Here is an 18,957-nt window from a genome sequence, read left to right as displayed (position 1 = left end):
GGATCTCGCGGCGCTGGCGGCGCGGCTGGAGGCGGCGGCCGCGCCGGGCGCGCGGGCGTTCACGGCGGCCGTGGCGCTGGGCCGCGCCACGGGCGATCCGCGCTGGCCGGTGCTGGCGGACCGGTGGTTTCCCGGCCCCGCGCCGGAGGCGCAGACCGCGCTGATGTGGCATGAGTCCGCGGCGCACCCCCAGGCGATGTTTGCGCTGTCGCAGGAACTGGAGAAGCTGGGCGACGCGCTGCTGCGCCGGGCGGACAACCCCTTCGGCCTCTACGCCACGGTGGAGGACGGCGAGGCCGCCTTCTTCCCGCGCGACGGCGCGGGCAGCACGGCGCGGGTGCTGCTGGCGGCGCAAGCCATGGCGCGGGTCTACCGGCTCGTGCCCAAGCCGGAGTACCAGGAGTTCATCTACGACCAGCTCGGCTGGCTTTTCGGCGTGAACCCCGAGGGGCTGTGCCTCCTGGAGGGCATCGGCGACGCCCCCGCGCCGCTGGTGCTGCCGCCGTCGGGGAAGACGCGGGGGGACTGCGCGGGCCTGTTCCTGAACGGCTTCGCCGCGCGCACGCCGGACGATGACCGGCCCTGGCTGCCGAAGGCGGAGGCTGAGGCCCCCACCGAGGCGACCAACGGCTTCTCCCTGTCCAACTCGGCGCGGTTTGTCTCCACGCTCTCCCTCGTGAAGGCCATCCGCACCGTCATGCCCGACGAGGCGAAGAAATAGGCCGCCCCCCGGCGGCGGGAGCGACCGCATGAAACACCGTTCCGTCCTGATGGCGGGGGCGCTGCTGCTCTCCGCCGCCGCCGCCGCCGCGCCGCGCCTCCTGTGGGAGTTCGCCGCCGAGTCCACCCTCTACGCCCCGCCCCTCACGGCGGACCTGCACCCCGCGCCGGGCCTCGAAACCGTCGTGTCCGACAGCGAGGCGAAGACCCTGCGCTGCGTCGGCGCGGACGGCAAAGAACTGTGGGCCTTCGCGGGCGGCTGGAAAAAGCGGCTGGCCTCCGCCGCCGCCCTGGGCGCGGCCCTCCCCGACGGCGCGCGCCCCCTGGCCGTCGGCAACGGCGACGGTTCGCTGGTCTGCCTCGACGCCGCCACAGGCGCCGAGCGCTGGCGCGCCGACGCGGGCGCCGTGGAGTGGGGCGGCTGCGTGTGGGCGGAGCTCGACGGCGCGCCGCCGCAGGAGCTGGTCGCCGGCACGGCGGACCGCGGCGTGGCCGCCTTCTCCGCCGACGGCGCGCCGCTGTGGCGCTGGAACGGCAATGCGCGCGGGCTGCTGGCCGCCGCCGACACCGACCTCGACGGCAGGGCGGAGGTTTTCGGCGCGACGGCCTGGGGCGTGTTCTGCCTCGGCCCCGACGGCGCCCCCCGCTGGGAGCAGACCACGGGCGACGACTTCACCGGCGCGCCCTGCCTCTTCCAGAGCGGCAAGGATTGGCGCGTGGCCGTGTCCTCCGTGGACGACGACTACCTGTGGTGCCTGAACGCGGCCGACGGCGCGGTGGTCTGGCGCGCGCCGCTGCTCTCCGGCCCCGACACCTACAGCGGCGCGGGCACGGCGGTCGCCGACCTCGACGGCGACGGCGCGCCGGAAATCCTCGCGCCGGGGCTCGGGGGCCACGTCCACGCCGTCGGCGCGGACGGCGCGCTGCGCTGGGTCTTCCAGACTGAGCAGGCGACGCACATCGCCGTGTCCGCCGGGGATGTGGACGGCGACGGGCTGCCGGAGGTGCTGGCGGCGTCGGGCGACCACGCCCTCTACTGCCTCGACGCGCGCGGCCGCGAGCGCTGGCGGTGGACCGCCACCCTGCGCCTCATCGGCCCGCCCACGCTGGCCGACGTGAACGGCGACGGGCTCACGGACCTCCTCTTCGGCGGGTCCGACCGCATCCTGCGCTGCATCACCGCCGGGGGGCGTTTCCTGCCCGGCGCGATGCCCTGGCCGTCGCGCCGGGGCGACGCCGCGCAGACGGGCGTCCTCGCCGCGTCCACGGTTCCCCTGGTCACGGAGGAGCGCCCGCTGTTTTCCTTCGGCGGGTTTGAGCACGGCAAAATCCGCGACGGGCTGGCGCAGTTCGACCCCGCCAACCCGCTGGTGGACCAGGTGCTGGCGCGCCCCCGCGGCTGGCGCCAGGAGGGCACCGGCGCGGAGGCCTTCGCCGTGGTGAACGACCCGCGCGGTGGCGGCAAGAACGGCAAGAGCCTCCTGCTTCCCGTGGGTGCCGCCGCGCTGTCCGAGCATGTCCCCGTCGGGCCGGAGATCCGCGCCGTGACGGCCCGCGTGCGGATGCGCGGCCCCGAGAGCGCGACGGCGGCGCTGGTGTGGACGGGCGCGGCGGGCGCGCTCGCCGAGACGCCCCTCGCGTCCGGCGACCCGGACCTCTTCGGATGGCGCACCCTCGCGCTGGAGGCGGCCCCGCGCCCCGCGACGGCCACCCACGCCGCCCTGCGCCTGCGCGCGGGCGCGCACGCGCAGGCGCTGTGGGACGACGCCGAGCTGACCGGCACGGTCGCCGCCCCCGCGAAGGCGGAGGCGCTCGTGAACCAGGCGGGCTACGACACGGGCGCGCCCAAGGCCTTCGTCGTGCAGGCGGGCTTCGCCGCAAAGAAGGCGCGCTTCGTCGTCGTGGACGCCAACGGCGCGGCGGTGTTCGAGGGCGACCTGCCCGCCCCGGAGCGGATCACCGGCTTCTACGGCCACGACTGGGGCTTCTTCTACCAGCGCGGCGACTTCTCGTCCGTGGACGCGCCGGGGGTTTACCGCGTCCGCGTGACCCTCGACGGCGTGACCGCCGAGTCCCACCCGTTCGAGATCGGCCCGGAGCGTCTCTGGCAGGCCACGGCCCGCCCGGCCTACCGCTTCTTCTGGTACCAGCGCTGCGGCATGGAAATCCCCGGGTTCCACGGCGCGTGCCACCTCGACGACGCCTCGACCCCGGACGGCGCGTGCCCCTCCCTCGCGGGGGGCTGGCACGACGCGGGGGACTACAACAAGTACCACAACGCGCCCTATGTCTACGGGCTGGCGCGGGCCTACGGCCTGCGCGCCGCCGCCTTCGACGCCCTGCGTCCGGCGGACGAGGACGGCTTCTGGGAGGAGCTGCTCTGGGGGGCCGACCACGTGCGGCGCATGGTCGCGCCCGACGGCTCCGCCTTCGGGTCCATCACCACCGGCTACGGCTACTGGGGCCCGCCGGAACTGGAGACCGACAACCTGCCCTGCACGGGCGACGAGCGCCCCGCCGCCGGCCACGCCGGCGCCGCCGTGGACGAGCACCACGCCGCCCTCGCGCGCATGGCCGCCCTCGCCAAAGAGACCGGCCACGGCGGCGGGGAGCCCCTCGCCGAGGCCGCCGTCCGCAGCCTCGACCGCTCGCTGGCGGAGGGCCGCCGCGGCTGGCTGCAATTGTCCACCGCCGCCGACCTCTTCACCGCCACCGGCGACCCGCGCCACGCGGAAACCGCCCGCGCCCTCGCGCGGGAACTCGCCCCCGGCCCCCTCGGCGATGTGAACTCCCTGATGGCCGACACGCTGGAGCGCTGCGACCGCGCCCTCGGCGAGGACCACACCGCCGTGCTGGCGGCGGCCCTCGCGGCGAAGGCCGACAGCCTGGTTGCCCGCGCGCGGAACCCCTTCGGCGTCGTCGCCTTCGGCGACCCCGAAAAGCCCAACTACTTCAACACCCCCGCCGACAAGGGCGGCTGGCGCGTCGGCACCAACTCGCAGCTCCTCGAGGCCGCCGCCCTCGCCGCGCGCGCCCTGCGCTATCAGGAAAACCCCGTCTGGCGGAAACTCGCGCACGACCAGTTCAACTGGGTCCTCGGCGTGAACCCCTTCAACCTCAGCCTCATGGAGGGCGTCGGCAGCGCCTTCCTCCCGACCTACCACCACCGCTACGTTTTCTCCGGCGTGCCCCGGGGCGCCGTGCCCGGCAGCGTCGTCAACGGCGTCACCTGGCGCACCGTCGGCGATGACCGCCCCTACGTGGACCTCAGCGGTGCCGACGTCCCCAACTTCGCCTCCAACGAATGCTGGCTCCCCCACAACACCCACTACCTCGACGCCCTGTCCGCGCTGAGCGCCGGAAAACGCTGAAAGCATAAGACAAGGCAGGCGGGACGCCTGCGCTACGGAAGAGGGGCGACGGCCCGTAGCGCAGGCGTCCCGCCTGCCTTGTCTTCACGCCCGTCTGGGAGGGGCGCTCAGGCGCTTGGGGCGGTGAAAATCTGGATGTTGCGCCATTTCTCGCCGTGGAAGCGGAGGAAGAGGACGCCGCTGAGGGTCATGATGAAGATGGTGGCGCCGATCCAGGCGCCGTAGGTCTCGAGGCCGAGGCCGAAGGCGAAGAAGACGGAGAGGGGCAGGCTGAAGCCATAGGACATGAAGATGGTCATCCACATGATCCAGCGGGTGTCCCCGGCGCCGCGCAGGGCGCCCATGCAGGTGATGTTGACGGCGTCGAAGGCCTGGAAGAGGGCGGCGAGGATGAGGAGGCGGTGGCCGAGCCGGACGATTTCGGCGCTTTCGGGGTCAAAGACCCTGCGGATGAGGAAGCCGCCGAAGACGGCGAAGACGCAGCCCATGACCACCATGTAGCCCATGGCGAGGCGGAGGGCGGTGTAGGTGCGGGCCTTGGCGCGGGCGGGGTCGCCGCGGCCGATCCACTGGCCGACGATGGCGGCGATGCCCTGGTTCAGGCCGATGACGGGCATGAAGCAGATATGGTTGAAACTGAGGGCGACGGTGTTGGCGGCCATCTGCACGGGGCCGAAGCGGCCGATGATGAAGGAGACAAAGATCCAGGCGTTGGCCACGTCGAGGAACATGCTGAGGGCGGAGGGAATGCCGATGCCAATGAGCTCGCGCATGCGGACGATGTCGGGCCGCCAGCTGGCGCGGGTGGCATAGAGGCGGTCCATGCGCGGCGACACAAAGACGCCGAAGAGGATGAGGGTCTGCACGGCCATGCCGATGACCGTGGCGAGGGCCGCCCCCGAAATGCCCATGCGCGGAAACCCGAAATTCCCGTAAATCAACAGATAGTTCAGGCCCAGATTGACCCCGTTTCCGGCGATGGCGGCCCAGGTGGGGATGCCCGGGCGGTTCACCCCCTGGAAGAAGCCCGAAAACCCCGACATGGCGGCGACGAAATAGTACCCCAGCAGGCGAATGCGGAAATAGGAGAGTTCCAGCGCCGTCACCTCGGGGGTGTGCTTCATGAGCCCGAAGAGCGGCCCGGACAACGGGTAGAGCACGGCGCCGAAAAGCACGCCCAGCAGCGAGACATAGAGCCCCTGCCAGCAGTAGAGCGAGCACTGGCGCGGGTCGCCGCGGCCGTAGCACTGGGCGGCGAAGGTGCTGACCACGGCGGTGACGCCCATGAACAGCGTGCTCAGGGAGAACGACGCGATGTCCGCCGAGAGCACGGCGGCCAGGGCATTCTCGCCCAGCCGCCCCACCATGACGCGGTCGGCGAAGCCCATGACGGTGTACGACAGCGACCCCAGAATGATCGGTCCGGACATGCCCATGACCTCGCGGACCCCGGTCCAGCGGGGTTCGTCGGCAAGGGGGGGCAGGGTGTGGCTCATGGGGGGGAGGTCTCCGGAAGGCGGCCGCGCGCGCGGCGCGGCGCGTCAGGCTCCAATGATACCACACGCCGAATCCGGCGGTCACCGCCGACCCGGCTGTTGCACCCCCGCGGCGGCTGGCTTATACTGTGGCGCAACGCGCAGGAGAAGGTATGGACACGCCGGTTCCCGAGATTTCCGTGGTCGTCCCGGTCTACAACGAGGAGCCCTCGCTGCGGGAGCTTCATGAGCGCCTGACGGCGGTGATGGGGGGGCTGGGCCGCCCGTATGAGCTGGTGTTTGTGAACGACGGCAGCCGGGACGGGAGTCTGGCGCTGCTGCGGGAGCTGCGCCGCGGCGACCCGCGCGTCCGCGTGGCGTCGCTCATGCGCAATTTCGGCCAGAGCCCCGCCCTCTATGCGGGCTTTTCCCTCGCCCGGGGCCGCTTTCTGGTCATGCTCGACGCGGACCTCCAGGTGTACCCGGAGGACATCCCCCTGCTGGTGGAACAGTTGGAGGCGGGCGCGGACTGCGTCAGCGGCCGCCGCACCGGGCGGCAGGACCCCTTCTTCCGCCGCCTGTTTTCCCAGGCGCTGAACCGGTACATCGCCTACGAGACGGGCGTGCCCCTCACGGACTACGGCTGCCCGCTCAAGGGCTTCCGCCGCGAGGTGGTGGAGCACATGCTCACCTTCGACCACCGGTGCCGCTACCTGCCCGTGGACATGACAGCGGTCACCACGAACATCGCCGAGATCCCCGTGCGCCACGCGGAGCGCAAGGCGGGCCGCAGCAAGTACGAGCTGGCGGACCTCGTGCGGACGGCGGTGGACCTCATCACCAACATCTCCGTGCGCCCCCTGCGCATGATCGGCCTGCTCGGCATCCTCCTGGCCCTGGGCGGTTTCTTCATGTTTGTGCGCGTGCTGTATTTCCGCGTCGTCTACGGGAACCAGTTCGGCACCGAGAGCGTCATCGCGCTGTTCTTCCTGCTGTGCGGCGTCCAGCTCCTCTCCCTGGGCACCCTCTGCGAGTATGTCGGCCGCATCTACGCCGAGACGCAGAAGAAGCCCTACTTCATCATCCGCGGAGAGGAGGAATGAGCGCAGGCACGGACCGGATTCCCGTGGCCGTGCTGGCCGTCGGCGGCAATGTGAGCCAGGGCATCCTCAAGGCCCTGCGCCGGTCGGCGCTTCCCCTGCGCGTGCTGGGCACGGACGTCAGCGCCGACCAGGCCGGCCTCTACGCCGTGGACGAGGGGCATGTGGTTCCCTGGGCCTCCGACCCCGCCTTCCTCCCCGAACTCGCGCGGGTCTGCCGCGCCGCGGGGGTGCGCGTCCTCATGTCCGGCTGCGAGCCCATCATTGATTTCCTCGTGGCGCACCGGGCCGAAGTGGAGGCGGCGACCGGTGCCCTGTGCCCCGTGAACACGCCGGAGGTCCACGAGACCGGCGAGGACAAGCTGCTCACCTGCCGCTGGCTGGCGGAGCACGGGTTCGACGCGCCCCGCCACGCGCCCTCGGAGGACGCGGAGGCGGCCCGGCGGCTCGCCGGGACGGCGGGCTGGCCCCTGGTGGCCAAGCCGCGCCGGGGCGGCGGCGCGCGCGGGCTGTTCCTGGTGCATGACGCCGACGACCTCGCCTACGCCTGCCGCAAGCCGGGCTACCTGCTCCAGGAGTACCTGCGCCCCGACGACGCGGAGTACACCGTCGGCTGCTTCTGCAAGCGGGACGGCGCCCTTGCGGGGACCATTGTGATGCGGCGCGAGCTGCTGGCGGGCACCACCTACCGCGCGTGGGTGGACAACCATCCGGCGGTGCGCCGCGCCGCCGAGGCGATCACCGCCGCCCTCCGGCCCGTCGGCCCCTGCAACATCCAGCTGCGCCTCACGGAGCGGGGCCCGGTCTGCTTCGAGATCAACGCGCGTTTCTCCGGCACCACGCCGCTGCGCGCCGCCTTCGGCTTCAACGAGGCCGACGCCTTCCTGCGCCATTACCTGCTCGGCGAGGACGTGACCCTGCCGCGCGTGACGGAGGGCGTCGCCCTGCGCTACTGGAACGAACTGTACGTGCCCCCGGCGGCGTTGGATTATGTGCGCGGCCGCGGCACCACCGCCGGATACGACGGCCCCGGCGCGTTCACCGAACCCTTCGGGCCCGCCCGGTGAGGGTGCTCGTCACGGGCGCGTCCGGCCATGTCGGCGGGGCCGTGGTCCTTGCCCTGCACGCCGCCGGGATGGCGGTCCTCGCCGCGTCCCGCTCCCCATTGGCCGGATTTCCCCCCGACGTTCAGCCGGTGCGCGCCGATCTGCGCGGGCCGATTGGGGACACGCTGCGGCCCGTTCTTGCGGAATGTGACGCCGTGGTCCACTGCGCGGCGGCCCTGCCCCCCGCGCCGGACGACGAAATCGCCGCCGTGAACACCGCCGCCACGCGCGGGTTGGTGGCCCTGGCGCGGGAGTGCGGCGTCAGGCAGATGCTCTTCCTCTCCAGCATGAGCCTGCTCCGCCGGCCCCTGGAGCGGCCCATCACGGAGGCCCACCCGGTGGCCCCCGACACCGCCTATGCCCAGTCCAAATACGACGGCGAGGCGGCGGTCCTCGATGCGGACTCCGGCCTGACGGGCACCGTCTTCCGGATCACCTCCCCCGTGGGGCCGGGGCTCCGGCGCGACACCCTCTTTCCCCGCTTCGTCTGCGCCGCCGCCCAGGGCGCCCCGCTGACCCTCAACGGACGGGGCACCCGCCGCCAGGACTACGTGGACGTCCGCGACATCGCCGAAGCCGTGGTCCGGGCCCTGTCCGCCCGCGCCGGGGGCCTGTTCAATATCGCGTCCGGCGTCCCCGTGTCCAACCGGGAACTCGCCGAACGCTGTTGCGCCGTTCTCGACAGCCGTTCCGAAATCCTGTTTAGCGGGATGCCCGATCCCGACGACGAGGTCGTCTGGGAGGTCTGCATCGAGAAAGCCCGCCAGACCCTGGGGTGGACGCCCAGCCAACCCCTGGACGCGTCCATTCGGGATTTCTACAGGAGCCTTGTCTGACGGATTCAGGCGGGGAGGTGTCTGGACGGTGTCACAATGCGGGCGGCAGGGGGACATCCCGCCAGCCCTTGCCTAGCATTGGTCGCTTTCCGCTGTGCATGCCCTTCAGGTGTCAACATCCGCTTCGTCATAGCGCTCGCCGTCTTCGGCGAGGATCCAGTTGATGGCGCGAAAACGCTCCTGGATGCTGCTTTGGGTGGCGTCATACTCCTGTTCCGGCAGGAGCGAAATGCTCTCACCGCACACAGAAAGGTCGTTGTTGATGAGACGCAGTCCTTTCACGGAAAGCTCTACCGTCCGCATGCGTCCGGCGATATCCATAAGGTCGCGGTGCTTGTGTCCCGAAGCGTAGTCCCGAAACCGCCACAGGCAGGTCCTGAGCAGCCGTTGACACTCCAGCAGTTCTTCCTCGTCGCGAAGCACGGTCTTGGCGGCCGTCTCCTCCAGAAAACCCGAGGCTGCGGCGAGTTCGCAGATATCCTCGATGGACTCGTCATATTCCAGCGCGCGATGCAGTGTCAGTGTCCACGCGCACAGATAGGCACCCTCTATTGCCCAGGAGGCATTGATGGCCAGGTCACCGGTCAGGCTTTCTGGATTCTCGTTCAGGATCTCCAGTTCTTCGGCGTCCATTGCGGCGAGCAGTCCCCTGCCCTTTACCCAGGAGAGGAGACGGGCCCTTTCCCGTGTCCGCTCTGTGGCATCCTCGCAGAGGGAGATGTCGTAACAGTACCTAACGGCCAACAGGACGTGAAGACGCTCCAGAATCTCCAAGACGCTTCTCATGACGGCTCCTACATCTTGAGGAAGGCGGGCGGGTTCATCCCCCCGCCCTCTTCCGCTGTGGTCAGCCTGCGGGCGGGAGGGGGACGTCCTGCCAGCCTTCCATGCCGTAGCGGATGTCGCGCTCGGTGAATTCCCAGACGACGACCTTGGTGTTGCGGAGGAGTTCTGGTTTGCGGCTGAGCTCCTGGCGGACGAGGGTGGACGCGCCGCCGTCGTTGATGACGGAGGCCAGGGGGCGGCCGAGGGCGCGGGCGAGGTGGGCGGTGAAGCCGGCCGCGCCGGGGTCGTCGCGCTGGTAGATGCGCAGGAAGCTGTCGCCGAGGACAAGAACCTCGGACGCGGGGTCGTCGGCGTAGGGTTCGCCGGTGTCGCGGCGCATGACGCGCTCGCAGGGCACCGGCTCCGCCGGGCAGGCCGCCTCGACCAGCGGCGCGCGCATCATGCGGGGCACATCGCCCGCGCGCGGGGTGGGCGCGGGCTCCACGGCATATTCCACGCCGCCGGGCGCGGTCCAGCCGAGGGCGGTCAGGCGGTCCGCGACGCCCTGCGCGGCGAGGGCCACGCCCCGGGGCGACCAGTGGGTGTCCTGGGGGAGATACCAGGGCGGGTCGTCGCCCTGGGTCCGCCGCGCGTCGGCGTAGAGCGCTGCGAGGTCCACGGTCTCCACGCCCGCGCGCGCCAGCCGCGCCAGAATCTCCCGGGTGTTGACGTTCACCGCGCCGGACAAACCCTCCGCGCGGCGCGTGAGCCGTTCGGGATAGACCGTCTCCTTGTTGGGCGCGGGCACGACCAGCAGGCGGATGCCGCGTTCGGCGAGGCGGTCGCGGAAGGCCGTGATGGCGTCCACGGGATCGCCGGTGCGGTCAAAGCGCGGCAGGGGCCGCGTCAGGTACTGGACGCCGGGGCGGTAGAAGAACCAGCCGCCGCGGCCGAGGACCGCGTTGTCCCCCGCGTCGCCCAGGGCGAAGAAGAGCGCGGCGGTCATGAGGGGCCGGGCCTGCTGTTCAAACCACGAGCCGTCCTCCAGCCCCTTCTCATAGGCGCGCAGGGCCTGCTCCGTGGGGGGCTGCATGAACAGGTCGAAGGCGCGCGGCCGCCCGCCGCCGCGCAGGTCCAGCGCGGCCTGCACAACCCCGACGCCGAAGATCAGGGTCAGGAAGACGGCGGCGAGAAAGCGGTGTGCCTGATTCTTCACCGGTCGGATCCTCCTATGAACGCCATTGCGTCGGGTTACGACACCCAAGGCCGCCGGGACGGCGGCGCTACGTAGCGCCGGCGTCTCGCCGGCCCTGTCCGCTGTGCCGCGCAAGGAGCCACGGCCAGCGTGATCTTCGTCAGAACTGGAAATACAGGAACGGGTTGAACGACTGCTCGAACATCACCATGACGGACAGGATGAACAGCGGGACGAGGACCAGGGCGCGCGCCCAGGTGACCTTTTCCGCGAGGTCGAAGGCCTGCCGCCGCTGGAGCGCGAGGAAGGCGCAGACGCCCAGGAGCGCGATGTTGCCGGGCGTGTACAGCATCCCGCCGAGGAGCGCGGAGGCGGGGGTGGTTTCGGCGAGGCCGAACAGGGCGGCGAAGTAGTCCGCCGCCCCCGACAGGGTCTCCGACCGGAACAGTATCCAGGAGAACAGCACGAGCACGAAGGTGATCGCCACCTGGACGGCGTGGGGCAGGCGGGCGTAGACGCTCTCCTTCCCGCGCCAGCGCTCGAAGGCGAGCCACGCGCCGTGGTACGCGCCCCAGCAGACAAAGGTCCAGTTCGCGCCGTGCCACAGGCCGCCGAGGAGCATCACGATGGCGAGGTTGATGTAGGTGCGCCGCGCGCCGCGCCGGTTGCCGCCGAGGGGCACGTAGAGGTAGTCGCGCAGGAAGGTCGAGAGGGAGATGTGCCAGCGCCGCCAGAACTCCGTGATGCTGGCGGAGCGGTAGGGGGCGTCGAAGTTGCGGGGGAACTCGAAGCCGATCATGCGGCCGAGGCCGACGGCCATGTCGGAGTAGGCGGAGAAGTCGAAGTAAATCTGGAACGCGTAGGCCGCCGCGCCGAACCACGCGTCGGCGGCGCAGGGGGCGGCGGCGGCGAACACCTCGTCGGCGACGCCCCCGGCGAGGTTGGCGAGGAGTATCTTCTTGGCGAAACCCAGGACGAACAGGGCCACCCCGCTGGAGAACTTCTCCAGCGTGTGGTCGCGGCGGACAAGCTGCTCCGCCACGGTGCCGTAGCGGACGATGGGGCCGGCCACGAGCTGCGGGAACAGGGCAACGAAGCACGCGAAGTCGAAGAAGCTGCGCGCGGGCGGCGCGTCGCCCCGGTACACGTCTATGGCGTAGGTCATGCTCTGGAAGATGTAGAACGAGATGCCCACGGGCAGCGTGATCTGGAGCAGGGGCAGCGCGGACGCGCCGAAAAGGGACAGCAGGGCGTTGACGTTGCCTTCGACGAACATGGCGTACTTGAAGAAGCCGAGGGTGCTCAGGCTCACGGCCACCGAAATGGTCAGGGCGGCCTTGCGCCGTCGTTGGGACGCGCCCTCCGCGGCGATGACAAGCCCGCCCGCATAGTTCACCGCCGTGGCGAAGAGCATCAGCAGGATGAACCACGGGTTCCACCAGCCGTAGAAGACATAGCTCGCCAGCAGCAGGAAGAAGTTGCGTCCCCGGGGCAGCAGGTAATACGCGGCCAGCACTGCCGGGAGGAAGTAGAACAGGAAGATGTGGGAGGTGAAGACCATGGGTCAGGGCCGCGCCGCCGGATTGGTCCAGACGGCCCAGTAGACCGGGCCGGTCTCCTCGCCGAAGTAACGGTTGATGATGCCGCCCATGAAGATGTCGTCAATGGGGACTTCTAGGGCCATGCGGTGGACGTCGCCCGCCTTGAACGCCTGGAGCGTTCCGCCGACATCCTCCACGCGCGCGTCCTTCACGCGGTCGCGCGGCTTCTCGGGGTTGTAGTGGCCGACATAGATCGGCCCCGGCGGCACGGCGCCCCGGTGCGTCTTCAGCACGTTGTACTTCATGATGAAGGCGTAGTCATAGTCCGCCCGGTTGGCGAACTCCCCCCGGATCTCCACAAGCTCCGCCGTCACCTCCACAGTGCCCTTCGTCGTGACGAAGGCGTCCTCGCCGGTGGACGGCTTGCCGCCGCAGCCCGCCAGCAGGCACAGCGCGGCAACCGCCGCCGCGCCTCCCAGAACCAGTCCCTTGTACTGCAAGACTACTCTCCCGTCTTCGTTGCGCCGTCCCGGACAATCTCCGCATAGGTCCAGTGCGGCTCCCACACCTCGCCCAGCCGGAGGACCGGGCCGTCCTTGGTCTCCGGATGCAGCGCGCGGAGGTCGGGGCTGGGCCCGCCGATGGACGGCGCGTCCGCCATCCGCATGACGCAGAGCGCCGCGCCGTTCTTGTCCGAGCTGTTTCCGTCCCGTTTCCCGTTCGTGAAGAGGAGGTAGTTCCCGTCCGGCGACACGGCGCCGCCGTACACATGGAAGCCGTCCTCGCCGTAGAGGAGCCGCTGGTCCGCGCCGTCGCCCGAGACGGCCCAGAGCTGCGTGTAGCCGTAGCCGTTCGCGCCGGGCTGGTTCGCCGGCCGCGACGACAGGAGGATGTGCGCGCTGTCGGGAAACCACTCCGGGGTGCAGTTTTGGAAGGACCGCGCGGGGTTCACCTCCCCCGTCTCGGCGTTCATGCGGACCACGGTCCACGACTCCCCCCCGTGGTTGCCCGTGCCGCAGAACCATTTGCCGTCGGGCGACCAGAAGAGCTGCTGGTAGATGCCCTTGCGCGGGAGCTTCCGGACCACCGCCTTGTCCGCGATGGAGACAATCTCGATGCCCTTCTTGGTGAGGCAGGCGAGCTGCGTGCCGTCGGGCGACCACGACGCCCACGGGTATTCGCCCTCGCCGCCGAAAGGCGCGGCGTTCGCGCCGTCGGCGTCCGCCAGCATCAGCTCGCCCTGGAAGCCCCACTGGTCGTGGTCAATGGCCGTGCCCTTCGCCAGCCGCCGGTAGAGCAGCCGTTTGCCGTCGGGGGAGAAGCGCGGGGCGGCCTCCTCATCATCCGGGGTGTTCGTGATGTTGCGGCGGTCGGCGCCGTCCGGCCGCGCGAGAAACAGGTCCCACGACCCCGATTCGCTCCGCGCGCCGTAGACGACCCAGCCCTTGTCCGCGACCTCGGCGGCCAGCGCGGCCACCCGGGGGTCGGGGTCCGGAGCCTGCGCCCGCGCGCCCGGCGCGGCCATTGCGACGGCGGTCAGAAACAAGACAACAGTACCCAGCACGCGGCGGGACATGGCATCACCCTCCAAGGCCGGTCTTCCGGCCCGGGTAGTATACACGCGCGCGCGGCGGCGCGGCACACGAGGCGGGTGGGCAAAGACCCGGCAGGCGGGACACCTGCGCTACGGGGCGGCGGGCCTCTTCCGTAGCGCAGGCGTCCCGCCTGCCTGGTCTTTTAACCGCCGGGGTCAGGCCCCCGTTTCGCCGCGGAAGACGGCGCGCAGGGCGTCCGCGGCGGGCTTCAGGTTGCCGTCGCAGTCAATGACCGAGTTGTTGGACGGGCAGGGGAAGCAGTCGTGGCCCATCCAGATGATGAAGCCGCCGCAGCGGGGGAAGCGGCCGCGGCAGGCGGCCGCGGCGATGCGGTAGGCCTCGGCCTGGAGGCGCTGGGTGAAGGCGACGTACTTCAGGAAGGCGGCCTCGGGAGACAGGCCCGCCGTCTCCCCCTGCGCCGCCGCGCCCCACAGGGTCCACCACGCGGCCGTGTGCATCCAGTACTCGCCGCGGGGCGGCCAGAAGGCGCAGTCCCCGGCGTAGCGCCAGATCTGCGCCGCGTCCATCGCGCCGGGGTAGCCCACCTCCGAGCGGAACAGCGCGTCGTCGCCGGCCCAGTAGGCGCGCCACTTCTCCAGGTCGGGCCCGCCGCCCTGGCCCCAGGGGCCGTGGATGTCGTGGTGGATGCCCCTGCCGTAGTTCTCCGGCAGGGCGTAGTCCACCGGCCCGCTGGGCGACCCGGTCAGGAAGCGCCGGCCGGGGTCCTCCTCCGTGACGACGCGGGCGAGCATGGCGATGCAGGGGTGCTCCAGGTCCACGGGTTTCTGCGGGCCGGGGTGGTCCGGCGAGGGGCCGTAGTAGAGCTCGTTGCCGCCGCACCACAGCAGGAGCGACGGGTGGTTCGCCCGCCGCCGCGCGTAGGACACGGCGATCTTCTCCAGCCGCGCGACGGCCTCCGGGTCCGACGGCGGCGTGTTCTCGATGCCCGACGACGACAGGGGGAACTCCTGCCACACGAAGATGCCGGCGCGGTCGCAGGCCTCGTAGAACGAGCGGTCGCCGAGCCCCGCGCCGCCCCACACGCGCAGGACCGTGCAGCCCATGTCGCGGTAGCGGCCCACGAGCAGTTCGTGGTCCTCCGCCGTCGCGTCGAGATGGGCGAGGCGGGCGGGCACCCAGTTGGCGCCGCCGAGAAAGACGGGCTCGCCGTTCACCACGCACAGCCACGGCGCGGCGCCGTCGGGCGCGCCCTCGCAGGGTTTCCACTCCACGCGCCGGAAGCCCACGGTGCGTGTCTCGCGCAGGCACTCGTCGCCCGCGGCGTCCCAGGCCGTAATCTCCGCCGTGTAGGTCTTCGGGGTGCCGTGGAGGTTGGGCTGCCACGGGTCCGCCTTCAGCGCCTCCAGGCGCAGCGGGACAGTCTCCGTGGCCGCGATCTCCGTTTCACCGTCGAGCAGCCGCAGGCGCGCGCGCGCGGCGGCCTCCGCGCCGTCCAGCGAGACCTCCACGGTCCCGAGCCCCGTGTGGTGGTCATAGTCCGCGGCGACACGCCGCAGGGAGACGCGGGCCGACCCCCCCGTGAGCAGGCGCAGGGGGCCGCCCACGCCCACGGGCACCAGGCGCGGGCACCAGTCCCAACTGTAGGTGAAGCGCGGCTTGAAAAAGCGCGACTGCGAGGTGTACCCGAACTGCCCCTGCTCGCGCGGCGGCTCCTCGAAGACAATCGCCAGCCGGTGCGGCGCGCCGTCGGCCAGCGCCGCGCCCAGATCAAAGCGGTGCGGGAGCAGGGCGCCCTCGAAGCGCGCGGCCTCCCTGCCGTCCACGAGGATCCAGCCGGAATAGTCGAGGCAGTCCGCCTCCAGGACGGCGTCGAGGCCCGCGGCCACCGGCGGCGGCGTTGTTTCCAGCACCCAGTGGCGGTGCTCCACCCACTCGCAGAGGCGCGAGTTCAAGCCGACGCGCCAGTCGGGGAGGATGCCCGCTTCCAGCAGCGCCTGCTGCACCGAGCCCGGCACCCGCATCGGCACCGGCGCGATGTCCGGCGCGATGCCAAAGCCCGCCTCGCCCAGCTTCGCGGGCCGCCAGGCGTTCGGCCGCCAGCCCTCCAGCGTCCAGGAACCCGCGGAAAGATCCGTCACCGCCATGAGCGTGTCTCCTTGTCCGTTGCGCGTGAACCGTCATTTTGCCACGGCGGGGCGGAAAAAGGAAACGGTCCCCTGTTTCCCGGACCGCCGGAGAAGCGGCCGGCCGCCGCGCCCGCACCCTCTTCTTTTTGAATCGCGGGCGGGTGCGGGGGTACACTTCGGCGTTGAGCAGTCCGGGGCGCGGCCCCGGGGAACCGGTCCCTTAACCCATTGCTGGAGGTTGCAACCATGTCCATTTCCAAGAGCACGGAGCCCCGGGAGGGCGGCGCGGGCCGCGAGCCCCTGAGCCGCCGGGACTTCATCCACAAGGCGGCGGCGGTCGCGGGCGCGACGGCGGCCGTGGGCGCGGCGTCGAAGCGCGCCGACGCGTCGGTGTACAAGTCCATCCTGCCGTCGTCGGTCCTCGGCGCGAACGAGCTCATCCGCACGGGGCACATCGGCCTGGGCGGCATGGGCACGGCGGACCTGAAGTTCACCGTGATGAACGGCGGCTTCCAGCCCATCATGCTGTGCGACCTGCGCATCCCGCACGTCGAGCAGCGGGTGATGAAGATGTTCGCCAATAAGATTCCGGACGCGAAGATCGTGCCGGACTTCCGCGAGGTGATTGACAACCCGGACGTGGACGCGGTGGTCATCGCGACGCCGGACCACTGGCACTGCCTGCCCACGCTGTACGCGGCGGCGGCGAAGAAGTCCATCTACTGCGAGAAGCCCCTGAGCACCACCATCGCCGAGGCGCACGCCATGCTCCAGGCGGTGAAGGAGAGCGGCGTGGTGTTCCAGGGCGGCAACATGCAGCGCTCGGGCCAGCACTTCCGGAAGGCGGTGGAGATTGTGAAGTCCGGCGGCATCGGCAAGGTGGCCCGCGTGGAAACCTTCTCCCTGGACAACGGCCCCATCGAGGGGATCGGCATGGGCGACACGGACGCCGAGAAGTACGCCGCCAAGGGGCTCAACTGGGAGGCGCACCAGGGCTGGGTGGAGCACCGCCCCTTCAACGTGAACCGCTGGGTCTACAACTTCCGGTGGTACCTGGACTATTCGGGCGGCAAGATCACGGACTGGGGCGCCCACCTGATGGACATCGCCCTGATGGCCCTGGGCGACGACCTCCAGCCGAAGTCCGTGTCCACCGTCGGCGGCAAGTACCTGATGAAGGACAGCCGCACGACCCCGGACACCCTCGAGGTGCTCTACCGCTTCGACGACTTCATCCTCTCCTTCAACAACCGGGTGTGGAACCCCCTCACCTTCGACGGGCAGCAGCCGGACCACGGCATCGTGTTCTACGGCGAGCGCGGCGTGGTCCGCGTGGACCGCAACGGCCTGAATGTCTTCGCCTCGCCCCAGAACCAGACGGCGGACGCCAAGACCGCCACCGAGCGGATCGAGCCCGAGACGCCGGACCAGGAGGAGGCGCTGAACAAGCCGCACTGGCAGAACTTCGCCGACAGCATCCGCGGCACGGCCACGCCGAACTCGCCGATTGACGTGCTGTTCAACACCACGCGCGTCTGCCACATCGGTACCTGCGCCTATGTGGCCGGGGCGCAGTTCGCCTCCGGCGCGAAGGTCACCGGCGACAGCATCCCGGACGAGGCCCCGACCCACGGCACCGCCACCCTGGGCTGGGACGCGGAGACGCAGAAGTTCACCGGCGGCGACGCCGAGGCCGTCAAGACCGCCAACGCCTGGGCCTACCGCGAGTACCGCAACGGCTGGAGCCTGAAGCCCCCGTTCAAGGCGTGAGGGGCCCCAGGCACACGAGACAGTAAACACGCGGAGGCGGGCCCGGAAGGGTCCGCCTCCCGCCTTTTCAAGGAGGACACCCCATGAACCGGCGCGCCTTTCTCACCGCCGCCGCCGCGGGCCTGGCCGCCTCGCGGGCGCGCGCGGCGGGCCCCGTCCGCCGTGTCGCCGTCGCCGGATGCGGCGCGCGCGGCGCGGCGCTGCTGGACGCCCTCGACGCCCTGCGGCGCGCGGGGTTCCCCGTGGAGACGGCCCTCGTGTGCGACGCCGACCCCGCCCGCGCCCGCGCCGCGGCCCGCCGCCACGGCGCGCGGATCGCATCGTCCTGGGAGGCGGCCGCCGACCCGTCCCGCGCGGACGCCGTGGTGGTCGCCCTGCCCGACGCGGCGCATGCGCCAACGGCCCTTGCCGCGCTGTCGGCCAGCCTGCCGGTCTACCTCGAAACGCCCCTCTGCGCCGCCCCCGAAGACACGGAACGCCTCGCCGCCTGGGCGGCCCGACCCGGTGCCCCGGCGGTGCAGGTCGGCGCGGCGGCCCTCCTGTCGCCCGGCTGGCGGCTTGCGGCGGAGGTACTTGCCTCCGGCAGGCTCGGGCGCGTGGCCTGGTGCCAGTCCGCCGCCCGCTGCCTCCCCGCCGACGGCTGGCGCGCGCGGCGCGCCGACAGCCTCGGCCCCGCCGCGCAGGCGCACTTCGACCAGCTCGCCCCGTTGCTGGCGCTGCTGGGCCTTGGCGCGCCCGCGCGGGTCTGCTCCGCCAGCGGCATCTGGCACCTGGTCAGCGAAACACCCGACGCCCTCATGACCGCGTTCCACTTCGCCGGCGGCGTGGAAATCCACCTGGCCTCCGGGCCGTGGGTCTCCCGGAACCGGTCCGTCATGCTGCGCGGCGACCGTGCGGCGCTGGAGCTGTTCCCCGACCGGGTCCGCCTCCTCCCCCAAACCGGCGCGGAGGAGGAGCTGTCCGCGCCGCCCGCGGTGCTCTCCCCTGCGGCCCTGCTGCTGGCCGACTGGCTGGACGCCGCGGCCACGGGTCGCGCGCCGCAGTGTCCGCTCTCCACCGGCCTGGCGGCGCAGTACGCCGTGGCGGCCGCCGCCGCACCCGCCGCGCCAAGCGGCTGCGTGGTGTAGCGCGCCGTGGCAAACATCCGCAACAGGCGTCTTGGATCTTTCAACGCGTCTCCATCAGGGACAAGCCCGGGAGCGTTCGCGAACCTGATGCTCACGCGACGTCTTGGTCCCCCCTTGAGGGGGGTGGCCGCGTCTTCGCGGACGGGGGATGTTCTTCTCCTCCGCCGTGGGTGGGGAGTCCGGAACATCCCCCGGTTCGCTCCCGCGAACCACCCCCCTCAAGGGGGGACCAAGAACAGACAGCCGTCTTTACAGGCTGCCAGGGGACT

Annotated in this window: 14 protein-coding genes; 7 read left to right on the top strand and 7 right to left on the bottom strand. The window is 71.3% G+C overall.

The features are described 5' to 3' along the window. On the top strand, window positions 1-721 hold a 721-nt coding region (locus GXY15_12210), incomplete at its 5' end, for a hypothetical protein (GenBank protein ID NLV41975.1). Between the two features lie 28 nt (window positions 722-749). Then, entirely contained in the window at window positions 750-4,091 is a 3,342-nt protein-coding gene (locus GXY15_12205; protein NLV41974.1) for a PQQ-binding-like beta-propeller repeat protein, read from the top strand. Between the two features lie 107 nt (window positions 4,092-4,198). Here GXY15_12205 and GXY15_12200 read toward each other — a convergent pair whose 3' ends face one another. Further along, the gene (locus GXY15_12200; GenBank protein ID NLV41973.1) at window positions 4,199-5,587 is read right to left on the bottom strand and encodes an MATE family efflux transporter; all 1,389 of its coding nucleotides are present in this window, start codon (window positions 5,585-5,587) and stop codon (window positions 4,199-4,201) included. Between the two features lie 152 nt (window positions 5,588-5,739). Here GXY15_12200 and GXY15_12195 point away from each other — a divergent pair, with 152 nt between their 5' ends. From GXY15_12195 to GXY15_12185, 3 genes are read left to right on the top strand one after another with little or no spacing between them, the layout of a single operon-like run. Then, entirely contained in the window at window positions 5,740-6,669 is a 930-nt protein-coding gene (locus GXY15_12195; GenBank protein ID NLV41972.1) for a glycosyltransferase, read from the top strand. After that, window positions 6,666-7,733, top strand: a complete 1,068-nt coding sequence (locus GXY15_12190) for an ATP-grasp domain-containing protein (GenBank protein NLV41971.1) — start codon at window positions 6,666-6,668, stop codon at window positions 7,731-7,733. The genes GXY15_12195 and GXY15_12190 overlap by 4 nt, the downstream gene beginning before the upstream one ends. Next, entirely contained in the window at window positions 7,730-8,608 is an 879-nt protein-coding gene (locus tag GXY15_12185; protein NLV41970.1) for an NAD(P)-dependent oxidoreductase, read from the top strand. The genes GXY15_12190 and GXY15_12185 overlap by 4 nt, the downstream gene beginning before the upstream one ends. A gap of 105 nt (window positions 8,609-8,713) precedes the next feature. Here the strand turns inward: GXY15_12185 and GXY15_12180 are convergent, their stop codons facing one another. The 6 genes from GXY15_12180 to GXY15_12155 all read right to left on the bottom strand — a co-directional run bounded on the left by GXY15_12180 (window position 8,714) and on the right by GXY15_12155 (window position 15,809). Then, the gene (locus GXY15_12180) at window positions 8,714-9,382 is read right to left on the bottom strand and encodes a DUF4272 domain-containing protein (GenBank protein ID NLV41969.1); all 669 of its coding nucleotides are present in this window, start codon (window positions 9,380-9,382) and stop codon (window positions 8,714-8,716) included. A 73-nt stretch (window positions 9,383-9,455) separates the two neighbouring features. Then, entirely contained in the window at window positions 9,456-10,589 is a 1,134-nt protein-coding gene (locus GXY15_12175; GenBank protein NLV41968.1) for a hypothetical protein, read from the bottom strand. A gap of 139 nt (window positions 10,590-10,728) precedes the next feature. Next, window positions 10,729-12,129: an MBOAT family protein gene (locus GXY15_12170; GenBank protein NLV41967.1), complete on the bottom strand. Its 1,401-nt coding sequence runs from the start codon at window positions 12,127-12,129 to the stop codon at window positions 10,729-10,731. A 3-nt stretch (window positions 12,130-12,132) separates the two neighbouring features. After that, window positions 12,133-12,609, bottom strand: coding sequence for a hypothetical protein (locus GXY15_12165; GenBank protein NLV41966.1), 477 nt, complete (start codon window positions 12,607-12,609; stop codon window positions 12,133-12,135). A gap of 2 nt (window positions 12,610-12,611) precedes the next feature. Beyond that, entirely contained in the window at window positions 12,612-13,685 is a 1,074-nt protein-coding gene (locus tag GXY15_12160) for a hypothetical protein (GenBank protein ID NLV41965.1), read from the bottom strand. Window positions 13,686-13,859: 174 nt separating this feature from the next. Then, the gene (locus GXY15_12155; protein ID NLV41964.1) at window positions 13,860-15,809 is read right to left on the bottom strand and encodes a hypothetical protein; all 1,950 of its coding nucleotides are present in this window, start codon (window positions 15,807-15,809) and stop codon (window positions 13,860-13,862) included. A gap of 228 nt (window positions 15,810-16,037) precedes the next feature. On the opposite strand from GXY15_12155, the gene GXY15_12150 reads away from it, so the two are divergent. After that, complete coding sequence (locus GXY15_12150; GenBank protein NLV41963.1) at window positions 16,038-17,561, top strand: Gfo/Idh/MocA family oxidoreductase; 1,524 nt, start codon at window positions 16,038-16,040, stop codon at window positions 17,559-17,561. An 83-nt stretch (window positions 17,562-17,644) separates the two neighbouring features. Further along, complete coding sequence (locus GXY15_12145; protein NLV41962.1) at window positions 17,645-18,688, top strand: Gfo/Idh/MocA family oxidoreductase; 1,044 nt, start codon at window positions 17,645-17,647, stop codon at window positions 18,686-18,688. Window positions 18,689-18,957 lie beyond the last annotated feature (269 nt).

The organism is Candidatus Hydrogenedentota bacterium (assembly GCA_012730045.1).
In the GTDB taxonomy this organism is placed as follows: domain Bacteria; phylum Hydrogenedentota; class Hydrogenedentia; order Hydrogenedentales; family CAITNO01; genus JAAYBR01.
Note: the sequence above shows the minus strand (reverse complement) of the source record. Positions and strands in the feature narration are given on the sequence as shown.